This window comes from Arthrobacter sp. Bi26 (assembly GCF_918697925.1).
Taxonomy (GTDB): Bacteria; Actinomycetota; Actinomycetes; order Actinomycetales; family Micrococcaceae; genus Arthrobacter.
This window is the reverse complement of record NZ_CAKKMF010000095.1, coordinates 1-17,296: the sequence shown is the minus strand read 5'-3', so window position 1 is coordinate 17,296 and position 17,296 is coordinate 1. Positions and strand designations below refer to the sequence as shown.

General features: G+C 66.6%; 11 protein-coding genes and 5 pseudogenes. 5 read left to right on the top strand and 11 right to left on the bottom strand.

Features of this window, described 5'->3' with window-relative positions:
- The 3 genes and pseudogenes from LQV16_RS19625 to LQV16_RS19615 form a co-directional block, all read right to left on the bottom strand.
- The coding region (locus LQV16_RS19625; RefSeq protein ID WP_229995552.1) for a DUF222 domain-containing protein at positions 1-1,148 on the bottom strand (1,148 nt) is incomplete at its 3' end.
- Positions 1,149-1,151: 3 nt separating this feature from the next.
- Positions 1,152-1,472 carry a hypothetical protein gene (locus LQV16_RS19620; RefSeq protein WP_229995551.1) on the bottom strand — a complete coding sequence of 107 codons (321 nt, stop codon included), beginning with the start codon at positions 1,470-1,472 and terminating at the stop codon, positions 1,152-1,154.
- 126 nt (positions 1,473-1,598) lie between these two features.
- Positions 1,599-2,797 (bottom strand): annotated as a pseudogene (locus LQV16_RS19615) (IS110 family transposase).
- Positions 2,798-3,103: 306 nt separating this feature from the next.
- Here LQV16_RS19615 and LQV16_RS19610 point away from each other — a divergent pair.
- Both LQV16_RS19610 and LQV16_RS19605 read left to right on the top strand, forming a co-directional pair.
- Positions 3,104-4,267: an NAD(P)-dependent alcohol dehydrogenase gene (locus LQV16_RS19610; protein ID WP_229995550.1), complete on the top strand. Its 1,164-nt coding sequence runs from the start codon at positions 3,104-3,106 to the stop codon at positions 4,265-4,267.
- Positions 4,264-4,692, top strand: coding sequence for an HIT family protein (locus LQV16_RS19605; protein WP_229995549.1), 429 nt, complete (start codon positions 4,264-4,266; stop codon positions 4,690-4,692). The genes LQV16_RS19610 and LQV16_RS19605 overlap by 4 nt, the downstream gene beginning before the upstream one ends.
- 1 nt (position 4,693) lies before the next feature.
- On the opposite strand, the gene hrpA is transcribed toward LQV16_RS19605, so the two are convergent.
- Both hrpA and LQV16_RS19595 read right to left on the bottom strand, forming a co-directional pair.
- Positions 4,694-8,737: an ATP-dependent RNA helicase HrpA gene (gene hrpA / locus LQV16_RS19600; RefSeq protein WP_229995548.1), complete on the bottom strand. Its 4,044-nt coding sequence runs from the start codon at positions 8,735-8,737 to the stop codon at positions 4,694-4,696.
- 153 nt (positions 8,738-8,890) lie between these two features.
- A complete protein-coding gene (locus LQV16_RS19595; protein WP_229995547.1) occupies positions 8,891-9,058 on the bottom strand; it encodes a hypothetical protein in 168 nt (55 codons plus the stop codon).
- Between the two features lie 81 nt (positions 9,059-9,139).
- Between LQV16_RS19595 and LQV16_RS19590 the strand changes: the two genes are divergently transcribed.
- A complete protein-coding gene (locus LQV16_RS19590) occupies positions 9,140-10,105 on the top strand; it encodes a helix-turn-helix domain-containing protein (protein WP_229995546.1) in 966 nt (321 codons plus the stop codon).
- Positions 10,106-10,144: 39 nt separating this feature from the next.
- Here the strand turns inward: LQV16_RS19590 and LQV16_RS19585 are convergent, their stop codons facing one another.
- From LQV16_RS19585 to LQV16_RS19575, 3 genes and pseudogenes are all read right to left on the bottom strand, one after another.
- Positions 10,145-10,441, bottom strand: coding sequence for a protealysin inhibitor emfourin (locus tag LQV16_RS19585; RefSeq protein WP_229995545.1), 297 nt, complete (start codon positions 10,439-10,441; stop codon positions 10,145-10,147).
- A 43-nt stretch (positions 10,442-10,484) separates the two neighbouring features.
- On the bottom strand, positions 10,485-11,516 hold the full coding sequence (locus LQV16_RS19580) for a M4 family metallopeptidase (protein WP_229995554.1): 1,032 nt from the start codon (positions 11,514-11,516) through the stop codon (positions 10,485-10,487).
- A gap of 346 nt (positions 11,517-11,862) precedes the next feature.
- Positions 11,863-12,237, bottom strand: a pseudogene (locus LQV16_RS19575) (site-specific integrase); the annotation flags it as partial.
- A 173-nt stretch (positions 12,238-12,410) separates the two neighbouring features.
- Here LQV16_RS19575 and LQV16_RS19570 point away from each other — a divergent pair.
- Complete coding sequence (locus LQV16_RS19570) at positions 12,411-13,517, top strand: IS110 family transposase (protein ID WP_229995544.1); 1,107 nt, start codon at positions 12,411-12,413, stop codon at positions 13,515-13,517.
- A gap of 311 nt (positions 13,518-13,828) precedes the next feature.
- Here LQV16_RS19570 and LQV16_RS19565 read toward each other — a convergent pair.
- The 3 genes and pseudogenes from LQV16_RS19565 to LQV16_RS19555 all read right to left on the bottom strand — a co-directional run.
- Positions 13,829-14,786: pseudogene (locus tag LQV16_RS19565) on the bottom strand (IS481 family transposase).
- Between the two features lie 105 nt (positions 14,787-14,891).
- On the bottom strand, positions 14,892-15,089 hold the full coding sequence (locus tag LQV16_RS19560; RefSeq protein WP_229995543.1) for a hypothetical protein: 198 nt from the start codon (positions 15,087-15,089) through the stop codon (positions 14,892-14,894).
- Positions 15,090-15,377: 288 nt separating this feature from the next.
- Positions 15,378-15,596: pseudogene (locus LQV16_RS19555) on the bottom strand (IS3 family transposase); the annotation flags it as partial.
- 559 nt (positions 15,597-16,155) lie between these two features.
- Between LQV16_RS19555 and LQV16_RS19550 the strand changes: the two are divergent.
- Positions 16,156-17,296, top strand: a pseudogene (locus LQV16_RS19550) (hypothetical protein); the annotation flags it as partial.

Sequence of the window (17,296 nt, the reverse complement as noted above, 5' to 3'; positions counted from 1 at the left end):
GTGTAGAGCCGGCGGATCCACACGCCGAACGCGGTGTCATCGGCAGCCCCGTCCGTGCCACCGGATATTGGGGGGCTGCCGGGTCCCGGGGAACCGTCGGCTATGCCGCCGGGGTTCGTGCCGGGGTCGGGCCCGCCGCCGCCGGGTTCGGGGGGACCGCTGGTTGACTCGCCGGGTTCCCCTGGACCATGTTGTCCGGGTGAACCGACGCCGAATGTGCTGTCGTTAGCCTTTGTGCCGTTGATAAGATCGCGGGCCCAGCCGGCGGGGACGGTGCCGTAGCCGGGGAGCCGGGCCGGTTCGGCGTCGGCCTGGAAGAGGGTGCGGTCGGTCATGACGAGCTGGATCTCGACTCCGGTGATCCCGCCCGGGGTGCCGGTGCTGCGTTCGACCAGGGCATCGGCCATCAGCTGCCCGCGGGAGCGCGGATCCCCGCTGTTCCTGAGGGTGTCGGCGTGCCGGGTCAGGGCGGTGTAGACGCCGACGCCGGCGGTGACCGGGAGCAGGGCGGTGAGCTGGCACATGGTGTCGGGGGCCGGGCGGAGGCTGACGTGCCGCTCGGTGGCGGCGTGCGCGGCACGCTGGGTGACGGAGCGCGGGTCGAGCCGGTACGCGGCGGCCCGTGCCCGGCCGGTCAGGGACCGGTCACCCACCCCGTCGAACGTGCCGGTGTCCGCGGCGAGGTCCGCGTCGACGGCGGCCCGGTCCGCGGCGGTCAGGCAGGCGGTTTCGCGCACGAGCAGGGTGGCGCGCCATTCGTTGAGCTGTCCGGTCTGCAGCGCGGCGAGGGTGTGCGGCATTTCGGTGACCAGGGCTTTGGCCAGGCTCAGGAGCCGGCCGCCCCTGGCCGGGGATTCGCGCCGGGCGAGGGCGACCTGCGCGCCGACCCCGGCGCCGAGTTTCTCGGCCGGGATCCCGGCGGCGGTCTGCTCGTGGCGTTGGAGCAGGTCGAAGGCGGCGGCGTGCCGGGCCTGCCGGGCTGCCATGGCGGACTTCAGGTCCTCCAGGTCCCGGATTTCGTCGATCAGTGCGGCGGCGCTGTCCGGAGCCGGGAGGAAGGCCAGGACCCGGGCCAGTGCAGCGACCGTCACAGCATTTGCCGGTGCCGAGTCTGCCGGAACCACTTCGGGCCCCTGATTGCCGTCCATGAATCAAGTGTCCCTGCGGGCTATGACATTTATGGCCCGCCGGAGCCGTTCCACCGCTTCGGAAGCCATCGGCGACCTTCCAGGTCCGAAAGTCACTCCCGAAACGCTGCCCAGGAAAACGTCGAGCTGAAGACGCGTCAGCAATGCGTCGATCGCAGAGCGCAACTCGTCAAGCTGTCGGTACTGTTCGATTATCCCGGCGCGATCCTCGGCCTGACGCACGTCCCGGAGCACGCGGGCGCAGAATGCGAGCAAATCCTGGAGGTCGTCGTGACTGCGCCCTGCCACTGATGAAGCCACTTCGGGCCCCTGATTGCCGTCCATGTTTCAAGTGTCCTTTGGGGGTCTGACAAAATAGACCGGTCGCCAGTTGCGACGGCAGCCGCTCGCAGGGCGGCTGTAGAAGGCCTCCGGCGCACGTGGCCCACGGGGGGTGTCCCTATGCTTTGGTCAAGCGGCCTGGGCGGGTTTTTCCTCATAGAGGGTGCCGTGTTTGAGCATCGAGTAGATGACGTCGCAGCGGCGCCGGGCCAGGCAGATGACGGCGGCGTTGTGTTTCTTTCCCTGTGCACGTTTCTTTTGGTAGTAGGCCTTTGACGCCGGGTGGTGGCCGCTGGCGATCCAGGCGGATCTGAAGAGTGCGTTCTTGAGCTGTTTGTTCCCTGAACGTGCGGGGAACTCACCGCGGATTGAGGTTCCGGAGCGCCGTGTCACCGGGGCGATGCCGGCGTACGCGGCAAGGTGTCCGGCGGAGGTGAATGTGCCGGCATCCCCGATAGTCAGGAGTATGGTCGCTGCGGTCTTGATGCCGACTCCCGGCATGGACATCAAGACCTGGGAAAGAGGGAAGTCATCGAGCAGTTTTTCGACTTCTTCTGCGACGATGGCGCGTTGGTGTTTGAGTTCCTTGATCTGGGCGGCGACGCGGGGATGACCAGTTCGACGGCTTCGGTGCCGATCACGGTGACGGTCTGCTCGCCCAGTGCCGAAAAGACCGCCTCGATCAGGTTCACGGGGTCCTTGCGGCTGTGGTTCCTGGCCCAGCGCAGCACGTTGGATCGGCCCGCGGCACGCAGGCCGGTGGGTCCGGAGTACTTGATGAACAGCTCCAGCACCAGCGACCGGGTGAGCACGGTTCCCGGGAAGACACGCTCCAGGGCGGGGAAAATCTGCAGAAGCAGGGACCGCAGGCGGTTGATTGCCCTGGTGCACTCGTGGGTCAGGTCGGCGTCGAATCCGGAGAGCACCTTCAGCGCCGCGAGCACCTCGCTGTCCCGGTCAACGGCCCGCAGCGTGTGTGGCATCGCCCGGGCTGTCTCGGCGATGATGAACGCGTCCCGGGCGTCCGTCTTGGACTTGCCGGGATACAGATCGGCGGCTTTGCGCATCGCCAGGCCGGGCAGGTAAGCGACAGTGCAGCCACAGTCACGCGCCACGGCTATCGGGAGTGCCCCGATGGTGTTGGGCTGGTCCACGATCACCAGCACCCGGCCGTGCTGCTGCAGGCCGGTGAAAAGCTCGCGCAGCCGCGCCTCGTCCTGGGGCAGCGGCTTATCGAAGACCCGTTCACCAGCGGCATTCAACGCGGCGGCGTGATGCTCGGACTTGCCGACATCAAGTCGGCAGTAGACCTCGTATCCTTCGTCCATCCGGCGCTCCTTTGCACCACTACCTGGCCGCAGTCACGACACCCGATGCTGGCACCCACGTTACAAAGAGACCTGGCCCCCGCGGAAGGAGCCGGCCGTGTCCCTATCAGCAGTCAACGCGTGCCTCCGAACCCGGCGACAACACCCCCCCGGATCATCAATGACAGGGCGAGAAAGTCATACCGGGCCCAGCGACCAAATCCCCGGCCCTCGGGGACCCAATAAATGTAACGGGCGCTCGGCCCGCACCGAACACCCCGCACGCCAAAGTGGAATACATGCCGGGACCGGGGGTAGCGTCGAGACATGACTCCTGGACGCCCCGTACCGCCGCCCCTTGCCAAGCCGCTTCCCGATTTGACCACGGCCGCCACACACACGACGACGCCAGGTCCGCGGCTCGCCGCCGCCTACGGTGCCACCGCACCGGATAGCGGACTCGTTCCCCTGACCGTGTCCCGGCGCGCCCCCAAAGAGGACGACGTCGAGATCGCCGTCGAATTCTGCGGACTATGCCACTCGGACGTGCACGCCACCCGCGGCGAATGGGGCGGCGACACGTACCCTTTGATCCCGGGCCACGAGATCGTCGGCCGGGTCAGCCGGGTCGGTTCCGCCGTCGAGGACTTCACAGTGGGGGAGCGCGTGGGCGTGGGTTGCATGGTGGATTCCTGTCGCGAATGCGACAGCTGCCTGGACGGCCTGGAGCAGTACTGCGAAAACGGCCTGGTGGGAACATACGGGGCCAAGGATGCCCGCAACGACGGCGCCATCACCCAGGGCGGCTACGCCACGTCCATCGTGGTGGACCGCAACTACGTCCTGCGGGTCCCGGAGAGCCTGGATCCCGCCGCCGCGGCGCCCCTGCTGTGCGCCGGCATCACCACGTATTCGCCGCTAAGCCACTTCGAGGTCGAGGAAGGCGATGTGGTCGGCGTCGTCGGACTGGGCGGCCTCGGCCATATGGCCGTCAAGATTGCCAAGGCCATGGGTGCAGAGGTCAAGGTCTTTACGACGTCGGAGAACAAGTTCGCAGCAGCACGCGAGCTGGGCGCCGACGACGTCATCCTCTCCACGGACCCAGCCGCGATGGAGGCCGCGAACCGCAGCATCGACGTCATTATCGACACCGTCGCCGCCTCGCACGACCTCAACCCGTACTTCCGCACGCTGCGCCTGGACGGCGCGCTGTTCCAGCTGGGCCTGCCCGCGGAAGCGATGCCGCCCGTCAACCCCGGCGCGCTGATCCGACGCCGGATCGCCTATGCGGGTTCACTGATCGGCGGCATCGCCGAGACCCAGGAGATGCTGGACTTCTGTGCCGAGCACGGCGTGGTGTCCGACGTCGAGGTGGTCGGGGCAGACCAGCTCAACGAAGCCTACGACCGCATGGTGGCCGGCGACGTGAAGTACCGTTTTGTCCTGGACGCCAGCACCCTGGGGTCCCCGGCAGAAAAGGCGGACGCATGAGCACTCTCTTCACCAAAATCATCAATGGGGACATCCCGGGCCGCTTTGTCTGGCGCGAGGACGACGTCGTGGCGTTCCTGACCATGGGCCCGCTGGCCGACGGCCACACCCTCGTGGTGCCTACCGAGGAAGTGGACCGCTGGACGGACGCCTCGCCTGAGGTCCTTAGCCGGGTCATGGAAGTTGCCCGCAAGATCGGCGCAGTCCAGGTGGACGTGTTCGACGCCGCCCGGGCAGGGCTGATCGTGGCCGGCTACGAAATCAACCACATGCACGTCCACGTGTGGCCCTCCAACTCGATGGCTGACTTTGATTTCGGCTCGGCGGACCAGCACCCGGATCCGGCCAGGCTGGACGCCAACGCGGAGAAGCTCCGCGAAGGCCTCCGCACGGCCGGCCACGCCGAGCACGTTCCGGCCGCCTGACCTACGCCGGCGCCAGTACCTTGTTAAGCGCCGCCCGGATGCGCTTCTCGGACACCGAATAGGCGGTCCCGAGTTCGACGGCGAAGAGGCTCACCCGCAGTTCTTCGATCATCCAGCGCACGTGAGTTAACTCCGCACCGGCCCGCCGTCCGGGCAGCAGGGCGGAGACGGCGTCGTCGTAGTCGTCCTCGAGCGCCTGGACCGCAGCCATGTGCTGGGCGTCCCGCTGGACGTTGCCCGGCAGCTTCTCGAGGCGTTTTTCGATCGCAGTGAGGTAGCGGGGCAGCTGGCTGAGCTGGGCGTAGCCCGTGCGTGCCACGAAACCCGGATACACCAGCTGCTCGAGCTGGCTCTTGACGTCGTTGAGCGCACTGATGAGGGCCAGGCTCGTGGTGCCTTTGAGCTGCTTTTCGATCCGTCGCGTGCTCGCCAGGATGCGTTCGACGACGGCGGTGACCGTGAAGACTGTGTCGATCAGCTCCGCCCGGACACTCTCGTACAACGCCTTGAACGATGCCTCGTCCCACGGCAGCCCGGCCGGCGTGAGTTTGTCGATGGCGGCCAGGGCGCAGTCAGCGATCAGCGCCGTCACGGAACCGTGGGGGTTCTGGCTGAACGTCAGTTTCTCGGTGTTGTTCAGGTGCTCCAGGACGTAGCGGTCCGGCGGCGGCACTCTCAGGGCCAGCAGCCTGATGACACCGCCGCGCATGGCTTCCTGCTGTTCCGACGGCGTCTGGAACAGCCGCAGCGCCACGGAAGTTCCCTCGTCCACCAGGGCCGGGAAGCCGGTGACGGTGTGCCCGCCAACGCTGCCCTGGACCTGGCGCTGGACGGTTCCGAAGGTCCAGTCCTTGAGCCCGGACATTTCCGTGAACCCGCCCGGGGCCGCGGCCGTGGCAGCCGCCAGGGCGGCCGACGGCGACGAACCGGCCCGTGACGCCCGGGTGTCCTTCCCGTTCGCGCCGGCCGTCCCCTTAGCCGTGCCATTTCCTTTAGGTTGAGGTGCCGTGGTGCCCGGTGTGGCACCGAGGGATTCCGCGATGGCCCTGCGGGTGGCAGGGGCCAGCCGCTCCTGCAGCGCGTTGAGGTCCTTGCCCTCATCCAGCAATTTGCCGCGGGAATCCACCACCCGGAAGCTGACCCGCAAATGCGCAGGCACGGCGTCCCAGTTCCAGGACCCCGGCGGGATGACCTGTCCGCGGATCCGGCGCAGCACCAGTTCCAGCGACGGTTCGAGCTCGTCCGTGGCGGGATCGAAGTCCGCCTCCAGCGCCGCGACGGCCTGCCGGGCCACATCCGGTGCGGGAACGAAGTTCTTGCGGACTTGCTTGGGCAGCGACTTGATGAGCGCCGTCACGAGTTCCACGCGCTGCCCGGGGATCAGCCAGCGGAACGCGGCGTCGTCGAGCTGGTTCAGGAACAGTACGGGGACCTCGGCGGTGACGCCGTCGGAGGGATTCGGCGGCGAACCGGGCGCCACCGGGTGGAACTCGTAGCTCAGCGGCAGCTCGAAGCCCTTGTGCAGCAGGGTCTTGGGGTAGGCGGAGTCATCCAGGGCCGCGGCGTCCTCGCTGATCAGCAGGGACTGGTCGAAGTCGAGCAGCGTGGGATCCTGCTGCCGTGCGTCCTTCCACCACTTGTCGAAGTGCCGCTCCGAGACGACCTCCCCGCCGATCCGGGCGTCGTAGAACTCGAACAGCGTCTCGTCGTCCACCAGGATGTCCCGGCGCCGCATCCGGGCCTCGAGCTCCTCGACTTCGTGCAGCAGAGCGCGGTTGCGGTGGAAGAACTTGTGGTGGGTCTGCCAGTCACCTTCAACCAGGGCATGGCGGATGAAGAGCTCACGGCAGAGCTCGGGATCCACCTTGCCGTAGTTGATGCGACGGCTCGGGATGATGGGCACGCCGTAAAGGGTGACCTTTTCGTGGGCCATCACTGCGCCCATCTTCTTGGACCAGTGCGGTTCGCTGTAGCTGCGCTTGACCAGGTCAGGGGCCACCTGCTCGGCCCAGAGCGGATCGAACTTGGCCGCGACGCGTGCCCAGAGCCGGCTCGTCTCCACGAGTTCGGCGGCCATCACGAACGTGGGCGACTTCTTGAACAATGCCGAACCCGGGAAGATCGCGAAGCGGCTGCCGCGGGCACCGGCGTACTCGCGCTTGCGCTCGTCGAGGATGCCGACGTGGCTCAGCAGCCCCGAGAGCAGGCTGATGTGGATGCCGTCGTGGTTGCCCACCGGATCGGCAAGGCGCTTGTTGTCCAGGCTGATGCCCAGCGGGCGGGCCAACTGGCGGAGCTGGGCGAACAGGTCCTGCCACTCCCTGACCCGCAGGTAGTTGATGAACTCGCCGCGGCAGAGCCGGCGGAACGCCGTGGAGGACAGTTCCTGCTGTTTCTCCTGCAGGTAGTTCCACAGGTTCAGGTAGCCGGTGAAGTCGGAGTTCTCGTCCCGGAAACGCGCGTGCTTCTCCGCGGCGAGCTGCTGCTTGTCCGTCGGGCGCTCGCGAGGGTCCTGGATGGTCAGCGCGGCGGCCAGGATCATGACTTCCCGGACGCAGCCCCGCTTTCCGGACTCCACGATCATCCGGCCGAGCCTCGGGTCCACCGGCAGCTGGGCCAGCTGCTGGCCGACGGCGGTGAGTCCGCCGCCGTTTCTTCCGGCCGCGCCCGCCGGCCGGCGGGCGGGGCGGCCGTCGCCGTCGTCCGCCGGCTCCTGGGTGCGGGCGGCGCTAAGGGCGCCAAGTTCGCGCAGGAGGCTGACGCCGTCGTTGATGGCGCGCGAATCCGGCGGCTCGACGAAGGGGAAGTTCTCCACATCCTTCGGTCCGCGGGCCACGCCCATGGCGGTCATCTGCAGGATGACGGCCGCGAGGTTTGTGCGCAGGATCTCCGGGTCCGTGAACAGCGGCCGCGACTCGAAGTCCTCCTCGGAGTACAGCCGGATCGCGATGCCGTCCGAGACACGGCCGCAGCGGCCAGAGCGCTGGTTGGCCGAGGCCTGGGAGACGCGCTCGATCGGCAGGCGCTGAACCTTGGTCCGGTGCGAGTAGCGCGAGATCCGCGCCGTGCCCGTGTCGATGACGTACTTGATGCCGGGGACCGTCAGCGACGTCTCGGCGACGTTGGTGGCCAGCACGATCCGGCGTTTGCCGCCGGGGTGGAAGACCTTGTGCTGCTCCTGCAGGCTCAGCCGTGCGAAGAGGGGAAGGACCTCGGTGCCGGCCAGGCGCCGGTTGGACTGGATGCGGGCGTTGAGGGCCTCCGCCGCGTCGCGGATTTCGCGCTCGCCGGAGAAGAAAATCAGGACGTCGCCCGGCGCCTCCTCTGCGAGTTCGTCGACGGCGTCACACACGGCATCGAGCGGGTCGCGGTCCTCCTCGAGTTCGTCGTCCGAGGCTGCGCCTTCTCCATCATCGGCGCCGGCGCCGCCGGCGGGCTGGGACAGCGGGCGGTAGCGGATTTCCACCGGGAATGTCCGGCCCGACACCTCAATGATGGGGGAGGGCTCTTCCTCGGTGCCGAAGTGCTTGGCGAAGCGCTCCGGATCGATCGTGGCCGAGGTGATAATGATCTTCAGGTCCGGGCGCTGCGGCAGGATCCGCTTGAGGTAGCCGAGGATGAAGTCGATGTTGAGGCTGCGTTCGTGGGCTTCGTCGATGATGATGGCGTTGTATTTGCGCAGCAGCCTGTCGCGCTGGATTTCCGCCAGCAGGATGCCGTCGGTCATGAGCTTGACCTTGGTGGACCGGCTGACCTCGCCTGTGAAGCGGACCTGGAAGCCCACTTCCTGGCCGATCTCGACGCCGAGTTCCTCCGCGATGCGCTCGGCCACCGTGCGGGCCGCGAGCCGGCGGGGCTGGGTGTGGCCGATCAGCCCGTTCTCGCCCAAGCCGAGCTCCAGGCACATCTTGGGGATCTGGGTGGTCTTACCCGAGCCGGTCTCACCGGCGATGATGGTCACCTGGTTGGCCGCGATGGCGGCCATCAGATCTTCGCGGCGCTCGGATACCGGCAGCTCGGCGGGGTAGGAAATATGCAATGTCATGGCTGGAGACAGTCTACTGGGGCGGACTGTCAGCTGGGGTGGCGACGGCGGTTGTCTGGTCCTGCTGCCCAGTCCCGATGCTCAGTCCCTCTGCTTCCCGGCGCATGTTGAGGGCCCGGCTGGATGAGCCGGGCCCGTGGTGTGCGCGGAGACTTAGAAGATCCGCAGGGTGTAGTTGACGCTCGGCAGGTCCCGGGCCATCCAATACTCTTCCGAGCGGACGGGCGGGGTGTGGCCGAGGCCGTCCTTCCGGAGGGCGGAGATGGTGGCTGCGAGGCCGACAATGATCAGGACGATGAGGGCGATTCCGAGGAGTTCCATACCTCCATGGTTCTCCGGTCCACGACCGAAAAAAAGTGGCAGAAATGCCCAAAAAGCTATAATTTCTGCCACACTGGAAACATGATCAAATCAGTGGCAATGATCGTGGTTCCCAACTTCTCGATCTTCGAGTTCGCGACGGCCTTTGAGGTCTTCGGCATCGACCGTTCGGACCGCGGAAACGGCGTGCCCGCCTTCGATTTCCGCGTCTGTGCTCCGGAGCCGGGCGACGTCCCGCTCAAGTCCGGCCTGTCCATGCACGTCGGTCTGGGGCTGGAAGCGGCAGCGGACGCAGACCTGGTGGTGATGGCGCCGTACGGCCGGGATGAGGACGTTCCCGAATCCGTCCTGGAGGCCCTGCGGGCCGCCCATGCCCGCGGTGCCTGGGTGATGTCCATTTGTTCGGGGGCCTTCGCCCTGGCTAGGGCCGGCCTGCTCGATGGCCGCCGCTGCACCACCCACTGGCATTACTCCCAGGAACTGGCCAGCCGATACCCCGCTGTTCTGGTGGATGAAAACGTCCTCTACGTCGAAGACGGCCGGGTCATCACGAGTGCCGGCACGGCCGCCGGGATCGATGCCTGCCTGCACCTGGTCCGCGTTGAGTTCGGCGCCAAGGTGGCCGCCGCCATCGCCCGGGACATGGTGGTCCCGCCGCACCGGGACGGCGGCCAGGCCCAATACATCGACCGACCCATTCCCCAGTGCGGATCGGAGCCCATGGAGCAGCTGCTGCAGTGGATGGTCCGGCACCTGGACGAGGAACACGCAGTCAACGAACTGGCGGCCAGGGTCCATATGTCGCCGCGGACGTTTGCGCGGCGCTTCCGCGCGGAAACGGGGGCCACCCCGGCGGCCTGGCTCAATTCCCAGCGCGTGCTGCGGGCGCAGGAACTGCTGGAGAGTACGGAACTCAATATCGACGAGATCGCGAGGGAATCCGGCTTCGGGCATTCGGTCCTGTTGCGGCACCACTTTGCCAAGGCTCTGGACACCAGCCCGCAGTCTTACCGGCGCACGTTCCGGGGACACCTGGCCACGGCATAAAGTGCGGCGGCGTGACGGGCCCCGACTAGCCAAAGTCCGCTAGCCAAAGCCCGGCGGCGCCGACTCCTCGGCCGCGGACCGCGCGCATTCGACGAGGTCGCGCCACGGACCCGTCAGCGCACGCTCGGGCAGGACTGCCCGGTGTTGATCGGCCCGGATGCTGTACATGAACCGGTCCGGCTGGCCGGTTGTGCCGCTGATTCCGGCAACGTCGTCCCAGGGGCAGGCCTCGATCAGAGGCTGCCACCGGTCGGTGTCCTCCGGCGGCTCGGGCCGGACGGTCCACGTCCTTTTCATTCCGGCCACGCCGCCACTGCGCTGGACAGTTATCTTCATCGGACTCGGATCTCAATCGGACTCGATCTGCGGGGGGCTTGGCTTATCGCCGGGCTCCCGGGAACTTTACTTTCACAGTTTCCCACGCGGAGCGCACGGCGTCATGTTCCTTGGAATCCTCCCCGAAAAGTTCCCTGGCAGAGGCGGCAGTGGCCTTGGCGAAAGCGCCGAACGTGGCGGTGGGGGACAGTGTGCCGCCCGTCAGCGTCTCGTACCAGATCTGTGCCGGTGCGTCCCAGGCATTGCCGCCGAGGGCCGTGGCAACCAGGCAGAACGCACGGTTGGGGATTCCGGAGTTGATGTGCACGCCGCCGTTGTCCGCGCTCGTGCGCACGTAGCCGTCCATCGAGTCCGGCTGCGGGTCCTTGCCGAGCACGTCGTCGTCGTAAGCCGTTCCAGGAGCCTTCATGGAGCGCAAGGCGGCCCCCTGGACTTGGTCCGTGAAGAGGCCTTCGCCGATCAGCCAGCTGGCCTCCGCCGTCGACTGCTTTCGGACGTACTGCTCAACGAGAGCACCGAAGACATCGGACATCGACTCGTTCAGGGCACCGGCCTGGTTGCGGTAGACCAGCCCGGCGGAGTACTGGGTGACGCCGTGGGTGAGTTCGTGGCCGATGACGCTCAGGGATTTCGTGAACCGCTCGAAGACCTGGCCGTCACCGTCGCCGAAGACCATTTGCTGGCCGTCCCAGAACGCGTTGTCGTACAGGCGGCCATAGTGGACCGTGGCATCGAGGCGGAGACCGTTGCCGTCGATCGAATTCCGGCCGAAAGCTTCCGCGTAGAGGCGGTGGGTGTGCCCCAGCCCGTCGTAAGCCTCATCGGCGGCGGGATCGCCCGTGGGCGGTTCGCCTTCTTTGCGGACCACGCTGCCGGGCAACTGCTCGGCGGACTTGGCGTCGTAGACCGTCCGTTCCGGCGCGGACGGCTTGAGCTCCCGTAGCCCCGGATGCCTGCCGGGCCCGGGCAGTGCGCGGGAGGCCTGGAAGCTCGGGACGTGTTGCAGGGCTTCCTTTGCGCCGCGGGCGGCCTTGGAGAGCTCCGGCTTTTGCTGCGCGGCCAGCCGGCGGAGCATATAGGGCGGAACGATGGAACAGTGCTGCGTTGGAAAGAACACGTGAGACCCCCTCATGCTTCGGGCGGGCAGGGTAGCCCGCTACCGATGAAAACAGCCTACGAGGGGGCACCGACAATCGGCAGGGGCAAAGCCGCTGGTTTTCCGCGTTCTTTCGGCTGGATTCAGTGCACAAAAAACCCCGCCGTTTCAGTGAAACAGCGGGGTTTGCTGGCAAAGCCAGTATTTTGTGCCCTCGATAGGATTCGAACCTACGACCTTCTGCTCCGGAGGCAGTATGAAAAACGCTGTCAACGTTGAGAAGCAGGTCCATTGAGTGACACAAAAGTGACATCGGGTAAAACTGTCACTGCCAATCCATGTCCCGCAATAGGTCATTCAGCCGGCTGGCGCTGTCGTGGAGATCGTCGTCGAAGAGGCCAGCATAAGTGTCGAGGGTCAGCGTGGCGGAAGCGTGGCCAGCTAACCGCTGGACCACCTTGACGTTGGCACCCGCGCTGATGGCCAGGGATACGGCGGTATGCCGTAAATCGTGGAACGTGGGGGATGGGAAGTTAGGGTCGCCGGCTGCGGCCCGTTCAATAGCGGGCTTATAGACGTTCTTGGTGAAGTTGCCATTTCGCAGGACCATACCGCGCGGGCTCTGAAAAACCCGCGCGGTTGAGGGCTTGCCGTCGACGGCGTTTCTCAGCTGATCAGCTAGCAGTCGGGGGATGGGGACCTGTCGGTCCTCGCCGCCCTAGACGATATGAAGTGTGGTGGGCCGGTCCTGACGTAGGACTGGAACCTCGGGTTCAAAGAGGTTCGTGGGTTGCCGGTCCGGGGGCCTGTTCCGCAGTCTCGTGCGGGGTGTGGACTGGTAGAGCCACATTTGAACGTCTGGAGGTTCCAGCCATGAATAACCGTACCTACGTCGGTTTGGATGTCCATGCGCGCAGTGTGAAGGGCTGCGCCATTGACCGCGAAACCGGCGAGATTCTGCGCCAGAGTCTTGCGGCGAACGACGCCGGGATCGCCGATTGGGTGTCAGGGTTGCCGGGCCCGATCCTGGTTGTCTACGAAGCCGGTCCGACGGGATTCGGATTGGCGAGGCTTCTGACATCAGCGGGGATCGAGTGCGTGGTCGCGGCGCCGTCCAAGCTCCAGCGACCGTCCGGGGACCGGGTGAAAACTGACGCCCGAGATGCCGAACATCTCGCCCGGCTGGCCCTGCTGGGCCAGATAACCCCGGTCCGCGTCCCGGGACCCTCACAGGAGGCCGCCCGGGATCTGGTGCGGGCCCGCGAGGACGTGCGGGCTGATCTGATGCGGGCCAGACACCGCGTCTCGAAGTTGTTGCTGCGTCACGGCCTGGTCTACTCCGGCGGCCAGGCCTGGACCGACGCCCACCACACCTGGCTGCACCGGCAACACTTCGACGACCCTGCGCTGCAGGCCGCGTACGAGGCCAGCCTGGAAACGGCGGAGCTGACGCTGGACCGCAGAAACCGGCTGGACTCAAAGATCATCGCCATGGCGGCAACCGGGCCGTATGCACCGGTCGTTCAGGCCCTGATGTGTCTGCGCGGTATCTCGGTGCTGACCGCGTTCGGCCTCGCGGTGGAAATCGGCGACTGGAACCGCTTCACCGGCTCCACCATCGGCGCGTATCTCGGCCTTGTCCCCTCCGAGCATTCCTCGGGCGCCTCCCGGTCCCAAGGCGCGATCACCAAGACCGGGAACACCCATGCCCGGCGCTTGCTGGTCGAGGCCGCCTGGCACCACCGCCGGCCCTACACCCACCCCAGCCGTGAGATGCGCACCCGGTGGGAAGCAGCCGACGAGGCCTCCCGGGTCCGAGGCCATCAAGGCAACCACCGGCTGCACCGGAAATGGGAGCAATTCGACGCCCGGCACAAACGCCGGGTCATCGCTAACGTCGCCATCGCCCGCGAACTGGCCGGCTGGTGCTGGTCCCTGGCAGCCCCGGTCCAACAGGAACATCCATGGACGGATGAATAGACGTGCCGTTCCCCCCGCCGACTCCGATGGCTTGGCAGCGTGGAGAAGACCCGCGAAACACCTATGGACAACCGACAAACACCGGTGACGCCCGACATTGCTAGACCCGCGGCACCCCTCCAGCCGAACACCTCGTCCTGCGGTAACCAACCCGCGCATATCAGTCTGACAGCGCCGTCGATCACGACGCGCCAGCCCACCGGATGAGGCCACGAACGGATACGAAAGAGCGGTCCAAGACACGAGAGCCTTGGACCGCTCACCCTTGACCTCTTGACAATGAACCCCTACATATCAGGTGTACTGAGCCGTCAGGTTGGTGACACTCGGGTGATGGGTGTGGTTCCGATGCCGGTGTGGATGCGTTCAGTGTTGTAGTGCTGGAGCCAGGGCGCAAGTGCGGCTTGGCGTTGGTTGTTGCTGGTGAAGACCTGGCGGTAGGCCCATTCGGTTTGCAGGGTCCGGTTGAAGCGTTCGGCTTTGCCGTTGGTCCAGGGGCAGTGGGGCTTGATGAAGCGCTGAACTGCTCCGAGGCCGGCGACGGCCTGGCGGAACGCGGCGGAGTTGTGGTAGGCGAAGGCGTTGTCGGTGATCACGCGTTCGATCCGGTGGATGCCGTGGCCGGCGAAGTAGCCTGCGGCGCGGGTGAGGAACCCGGCCGCGGTGGCACCCTTCTCGTCGGGGAGGACCTCGGCATAGCCGAGGCGGGTGTGGTCATCGATCGCGACGTGGACGTAGTCGTATCCGATGCCGCGTCCCTTGACCTGCTCCGAGCGGTCGTGGGCGCGCCAGCCGCCGCCGTCGGGGATGCGTCCGAGCTTCTTGACGTCCAGATGGACGAGTTCCCCGGGCCTGGCCCGCTCGTACCGGTTCGCCGTGGTTCGGGCCGCGCGGATCGGGGCGCCGGTCAGCGGATCGCAGTCCGCGAGCCGCGGAACCCCGTGCCGCTGCAGGATCCGGGACACCGTCCGGGCCGGGACCCCGGTGGCCGCAGCGATCCGCAGCGGACCGAACCGGGAGGACCTGCGGGCGCCCAGGACGGCCTGTTCACGTTCGGCACTCGTGCGCCCGGGCGATGACCTCGGCCGGCTCGAGCGGTCCGGCAGACCGGCCGGCTCCTTCGGCCCGGAACCGTCTGACCCACCGGTAGGCGGTCTGCCGGGACACGCCCAGCTCCGCGGCGATATGGGCGACCGGGCGGCCTGCGGCCACACGGTCAACGATCAGGCGTCTTCCATGAACTGTCAGGCGGGCATTAACGTGGGACACGAGGACCTCCGAGCGCAAAGTGTGTGAACTAGACAGCACCACTTAGCCCGGAGGTCCTCCTCGTTTTCAAGCCCCACATGTCAACAACGTCCCGGCGCAGTACACCTAGGTCGCGCCGAGGATCAGCTTGCCTGAGACTTCGCTGTAGGCCTGCGTAACGGCCAGCATAGGCTTGTCGCCGAGCCGCACGTTGGCCACCTCCAGCGCAGTCACTTCACCCCAACGAAGCCCGCATGTGCCCGCCAGCATGACCATGAGTCCGCTGTTCCCTGCCTCACGAGCAACCGCGGTTAGCTGCTTCATGGTCAGGTAAGTATGGCGCCTGACCGGGCGGGCGTCCGGTATGTAGTCCGCGCGACCAGTGGGGTCCTTCGCGGGTTACCCGCGAGGAGACGCTTCCTGACTGCGTAACCCATGATGCGGCCAAAGACCTTGCTCACGAGTTCCCGCGTTCGGGCCCCGGCGGGCTTGCCGTCCATGCCCTTGAGCGTCGTGATCCAGTCGCTAGTTGCGTCATAGGTGACGTTTGATATGCGAGTCACGCCCCATCGCGGCTCAAGGGACTGCCCCGGCTTTTGTTGACTCGGGGTCTTAGGCCGCTAAGAGCGCGGTCTGGTTGATTGTTTCATATTCGATCGGCGTGAGTTTTCCTAGCCGTCTTTGCCGTCGCCGGCGGTGGTACGTCCTTTCGATCCAGGTGGTGATCGCCAGGCGGAGCTCCTGGCGTGTGAGCCATCTCTGGCGGTCCAGGACGTTTTTCTGCAGCAGCGAGAAGAAGGATTCCATCGCGGCGTTGTCCGCGCACGCGCCCGCTGTGCGGCGCGCGGCTTCGGCCGGCCCAAGGCCAGAGGGTGGGTGCGCGCATCTCCGTGGAGGGCTCCGACGCCGTTCGCGGCCCCCGGTCAACACAGTGAACCTCTACATTTGGAGGGACGAAGACGAGCCCTTGGCCGAGCTGGCCGACTCGGACCCGAGGGCTATGAGAGAAAGCAACGTGGCGGTCCACAATTGATGGTGGACCGCCGCGTGGCTGGCTTCGCGCTCCATGTCCCGGACATTACCACCGGCCTCCGACACGTAGGCGGGATGAGCGGCGACATCATCCCTGCGCCCTGACCTGCGCAATCATTGTCGGGAGCGGTGTCTGGGCACTATGCTCGGCGACGGGGGGAGCCTGGGAGCCGGCTCAAAGACTTGGGGGAACAATTGAAAACACAGACCATCCGCCTCGGCGCCGCCGGGGCACTCACCGCGCTCTCGCTGACCGGCCTCGCCGTTCCGGCCCAGGCCGCATTGACGATCGACCCCCTGTGGCCCGGTCGTCGACTCCGTCAAAGTCTGCACGGCCGAAAACGGATCGACCTATGCCATGCTCGTCAACAGCGCCGTCGCCGGCCCGCGGCCCGGCATCAGCGGTGCCCTCATGGTCGGCAGCACCCTGACCGTTGTTGACGGTGCCTGGGATCCCGCGGACGCCACGCTCACGCACCAGTGGCTGCGCGACGACGTGCCTATCCTGGGCGCCACCGGCCCCACCTACCGGCTCACTGAGGCGGACCTCGGCAAGGGCATCCGGGTCAAGACCAGGGCAACAGCCCCGGGCTATGCAAAGACGACCCTGCAGTCCGCCAAAACCGCGCCCGTCACGAACGCCGGTGGTGCCGTCCCGTCAATCCAGGCGGACCCGAGCGTTTCGTTCCAATTGGTCGGCGAGGGCACCAGCCTGGATGACCCCAGCCGCCTCGTGATCGCTTCCGGGGGGAGTTTTCGAGGCGCTCCGGTTATCTACGTCCAGTACCAGTGGCTTCGCGACGGCGCGCCCATCCCTGGTGCCACCGCGCGCATGTTCGACACGACAGGCTGGGGATCGAAGGGGCTGCTCAGCTTCAGGATCACCGGCCACGCTCCCGGGTTCAAGCCGGCCACCAGGACCTCGTTGCCCAGATCCGTCTCTGAATTCAACCCAACGCCCGGCGCCGTGGTCACCGGCGGCACCGGCCTGGGGGACGTCCTTACAGGCGTTGATAATGTTCCCAGGCTTGGCTTCACCGGACCAGGCGAGCCGGTTGAGCACTACTACACGTGGTTGCGTGACGGTGTTGTTATTCCCGGAGCCACCGGGCTGACGTACACGATCACTGCCGAGGACCAGGGGCACACCCTGGTCCTGAAGACCGACAGTACGAGGCGCTGGTCCTACGGCAACTCCTACTCCAACGCTGTCGCCGTGCCGGCTGCCGCGGGCACGGCCGTCGAGCTGAAGCCGCTAACTAACGTCACCAAGCCCCTCCTGACCGGGGCCTTCACGACCGGCACGCCGATGACCGTGACGGCCGGCACCTGGTCCGAACCGGCCGAGAAACTGAAGGTCACCTACGACTGGTTGATGTCGGACGGAAGGATGTGGGCCGGTGGCCCGTCCTACACCCCGGGCAGGCCCCAAGTTGGCATTACCGTCTCCGTCTTCGTGACGGTCTCCGCCCCGGGCTATGCCCCGACCCGCATTAAAG

Excerpts from the sequence above, each read along its gene's own strand:
- LQV16_RS19620 (WP_229995551.1), bottom strand. The coding sequence starts at position 1,472 with ATGGACGGCAATCAGGGGCCCGAAGTGGCTTCATCAGTGGCAGGGCGC.
- LQV16_RS19610 (WP_229995550.1), top strand. The coding sequence starts at position 3,104 with ATGACTCCTGGACGCCCCGTACCGCCGCCCCTTGCCAAGCCGCTTCCC.
- LQV16_RS19605 (WP_229995549.1), top strand. The coding sequence starts at position 4,264 with ATGAGCACTCTCTTCACCAAAATCATCAATGGGGACATCCCGGGCCGC.
- hrpA (WP_229995548.1), bottom strand. The coding sequence starts at position 8,737 with ATGACATTGCATATTTCCTACCCCGCCGAGCTGCCGGTATCCGAGCGC.
- LQV16_RS19595 (WP_229995547.1), bottom strand. The coding sequence starts at position 9,058 with ATGGAACTCCTCGGAATCGCCCTCATCGTCCTGATCATTGTCGGCCTC.
- LQV16_RS19590 (WP_229995546.1), top strand. The coding sequence starts at position 9,140 with ATGATCAAATCAGTGGCAATGATCGTGGTTCCCAACTTCTCGATCTTC.
- LQV16_RS19585 (WP_229995545.1), bottom strand. The coding sequence starts at position 10,441 with ATGAAGATAACTGTCCAGCGCAGTGGCGGCGTGGCCGGAATGAAAAGG.
- LQV16_RS19580 (WP_229995554.1), bottom strand. The coding sequence starts at position 11,516 with ATGCTCCGCCGGCTGGCCGCGCAGCAAAAGCCGGAGCTCTCCAAGGCC.
- LQV16_RS19570 (WP_229995544.1), top strand. The coding sequence starts at position 12,411 with ATGAATAACCGTACCTACGTCGGTTTGGATGTCCATGCGCGCAGTGTG.
- LQV16_RS19560 (WP_229995543.1), bottom strand. The coding sequence starts at position 15,089 with ATGAAGCAGCTAACCGCGGTTGCTCGTGAGGCAGGGAACAGCGGACTC.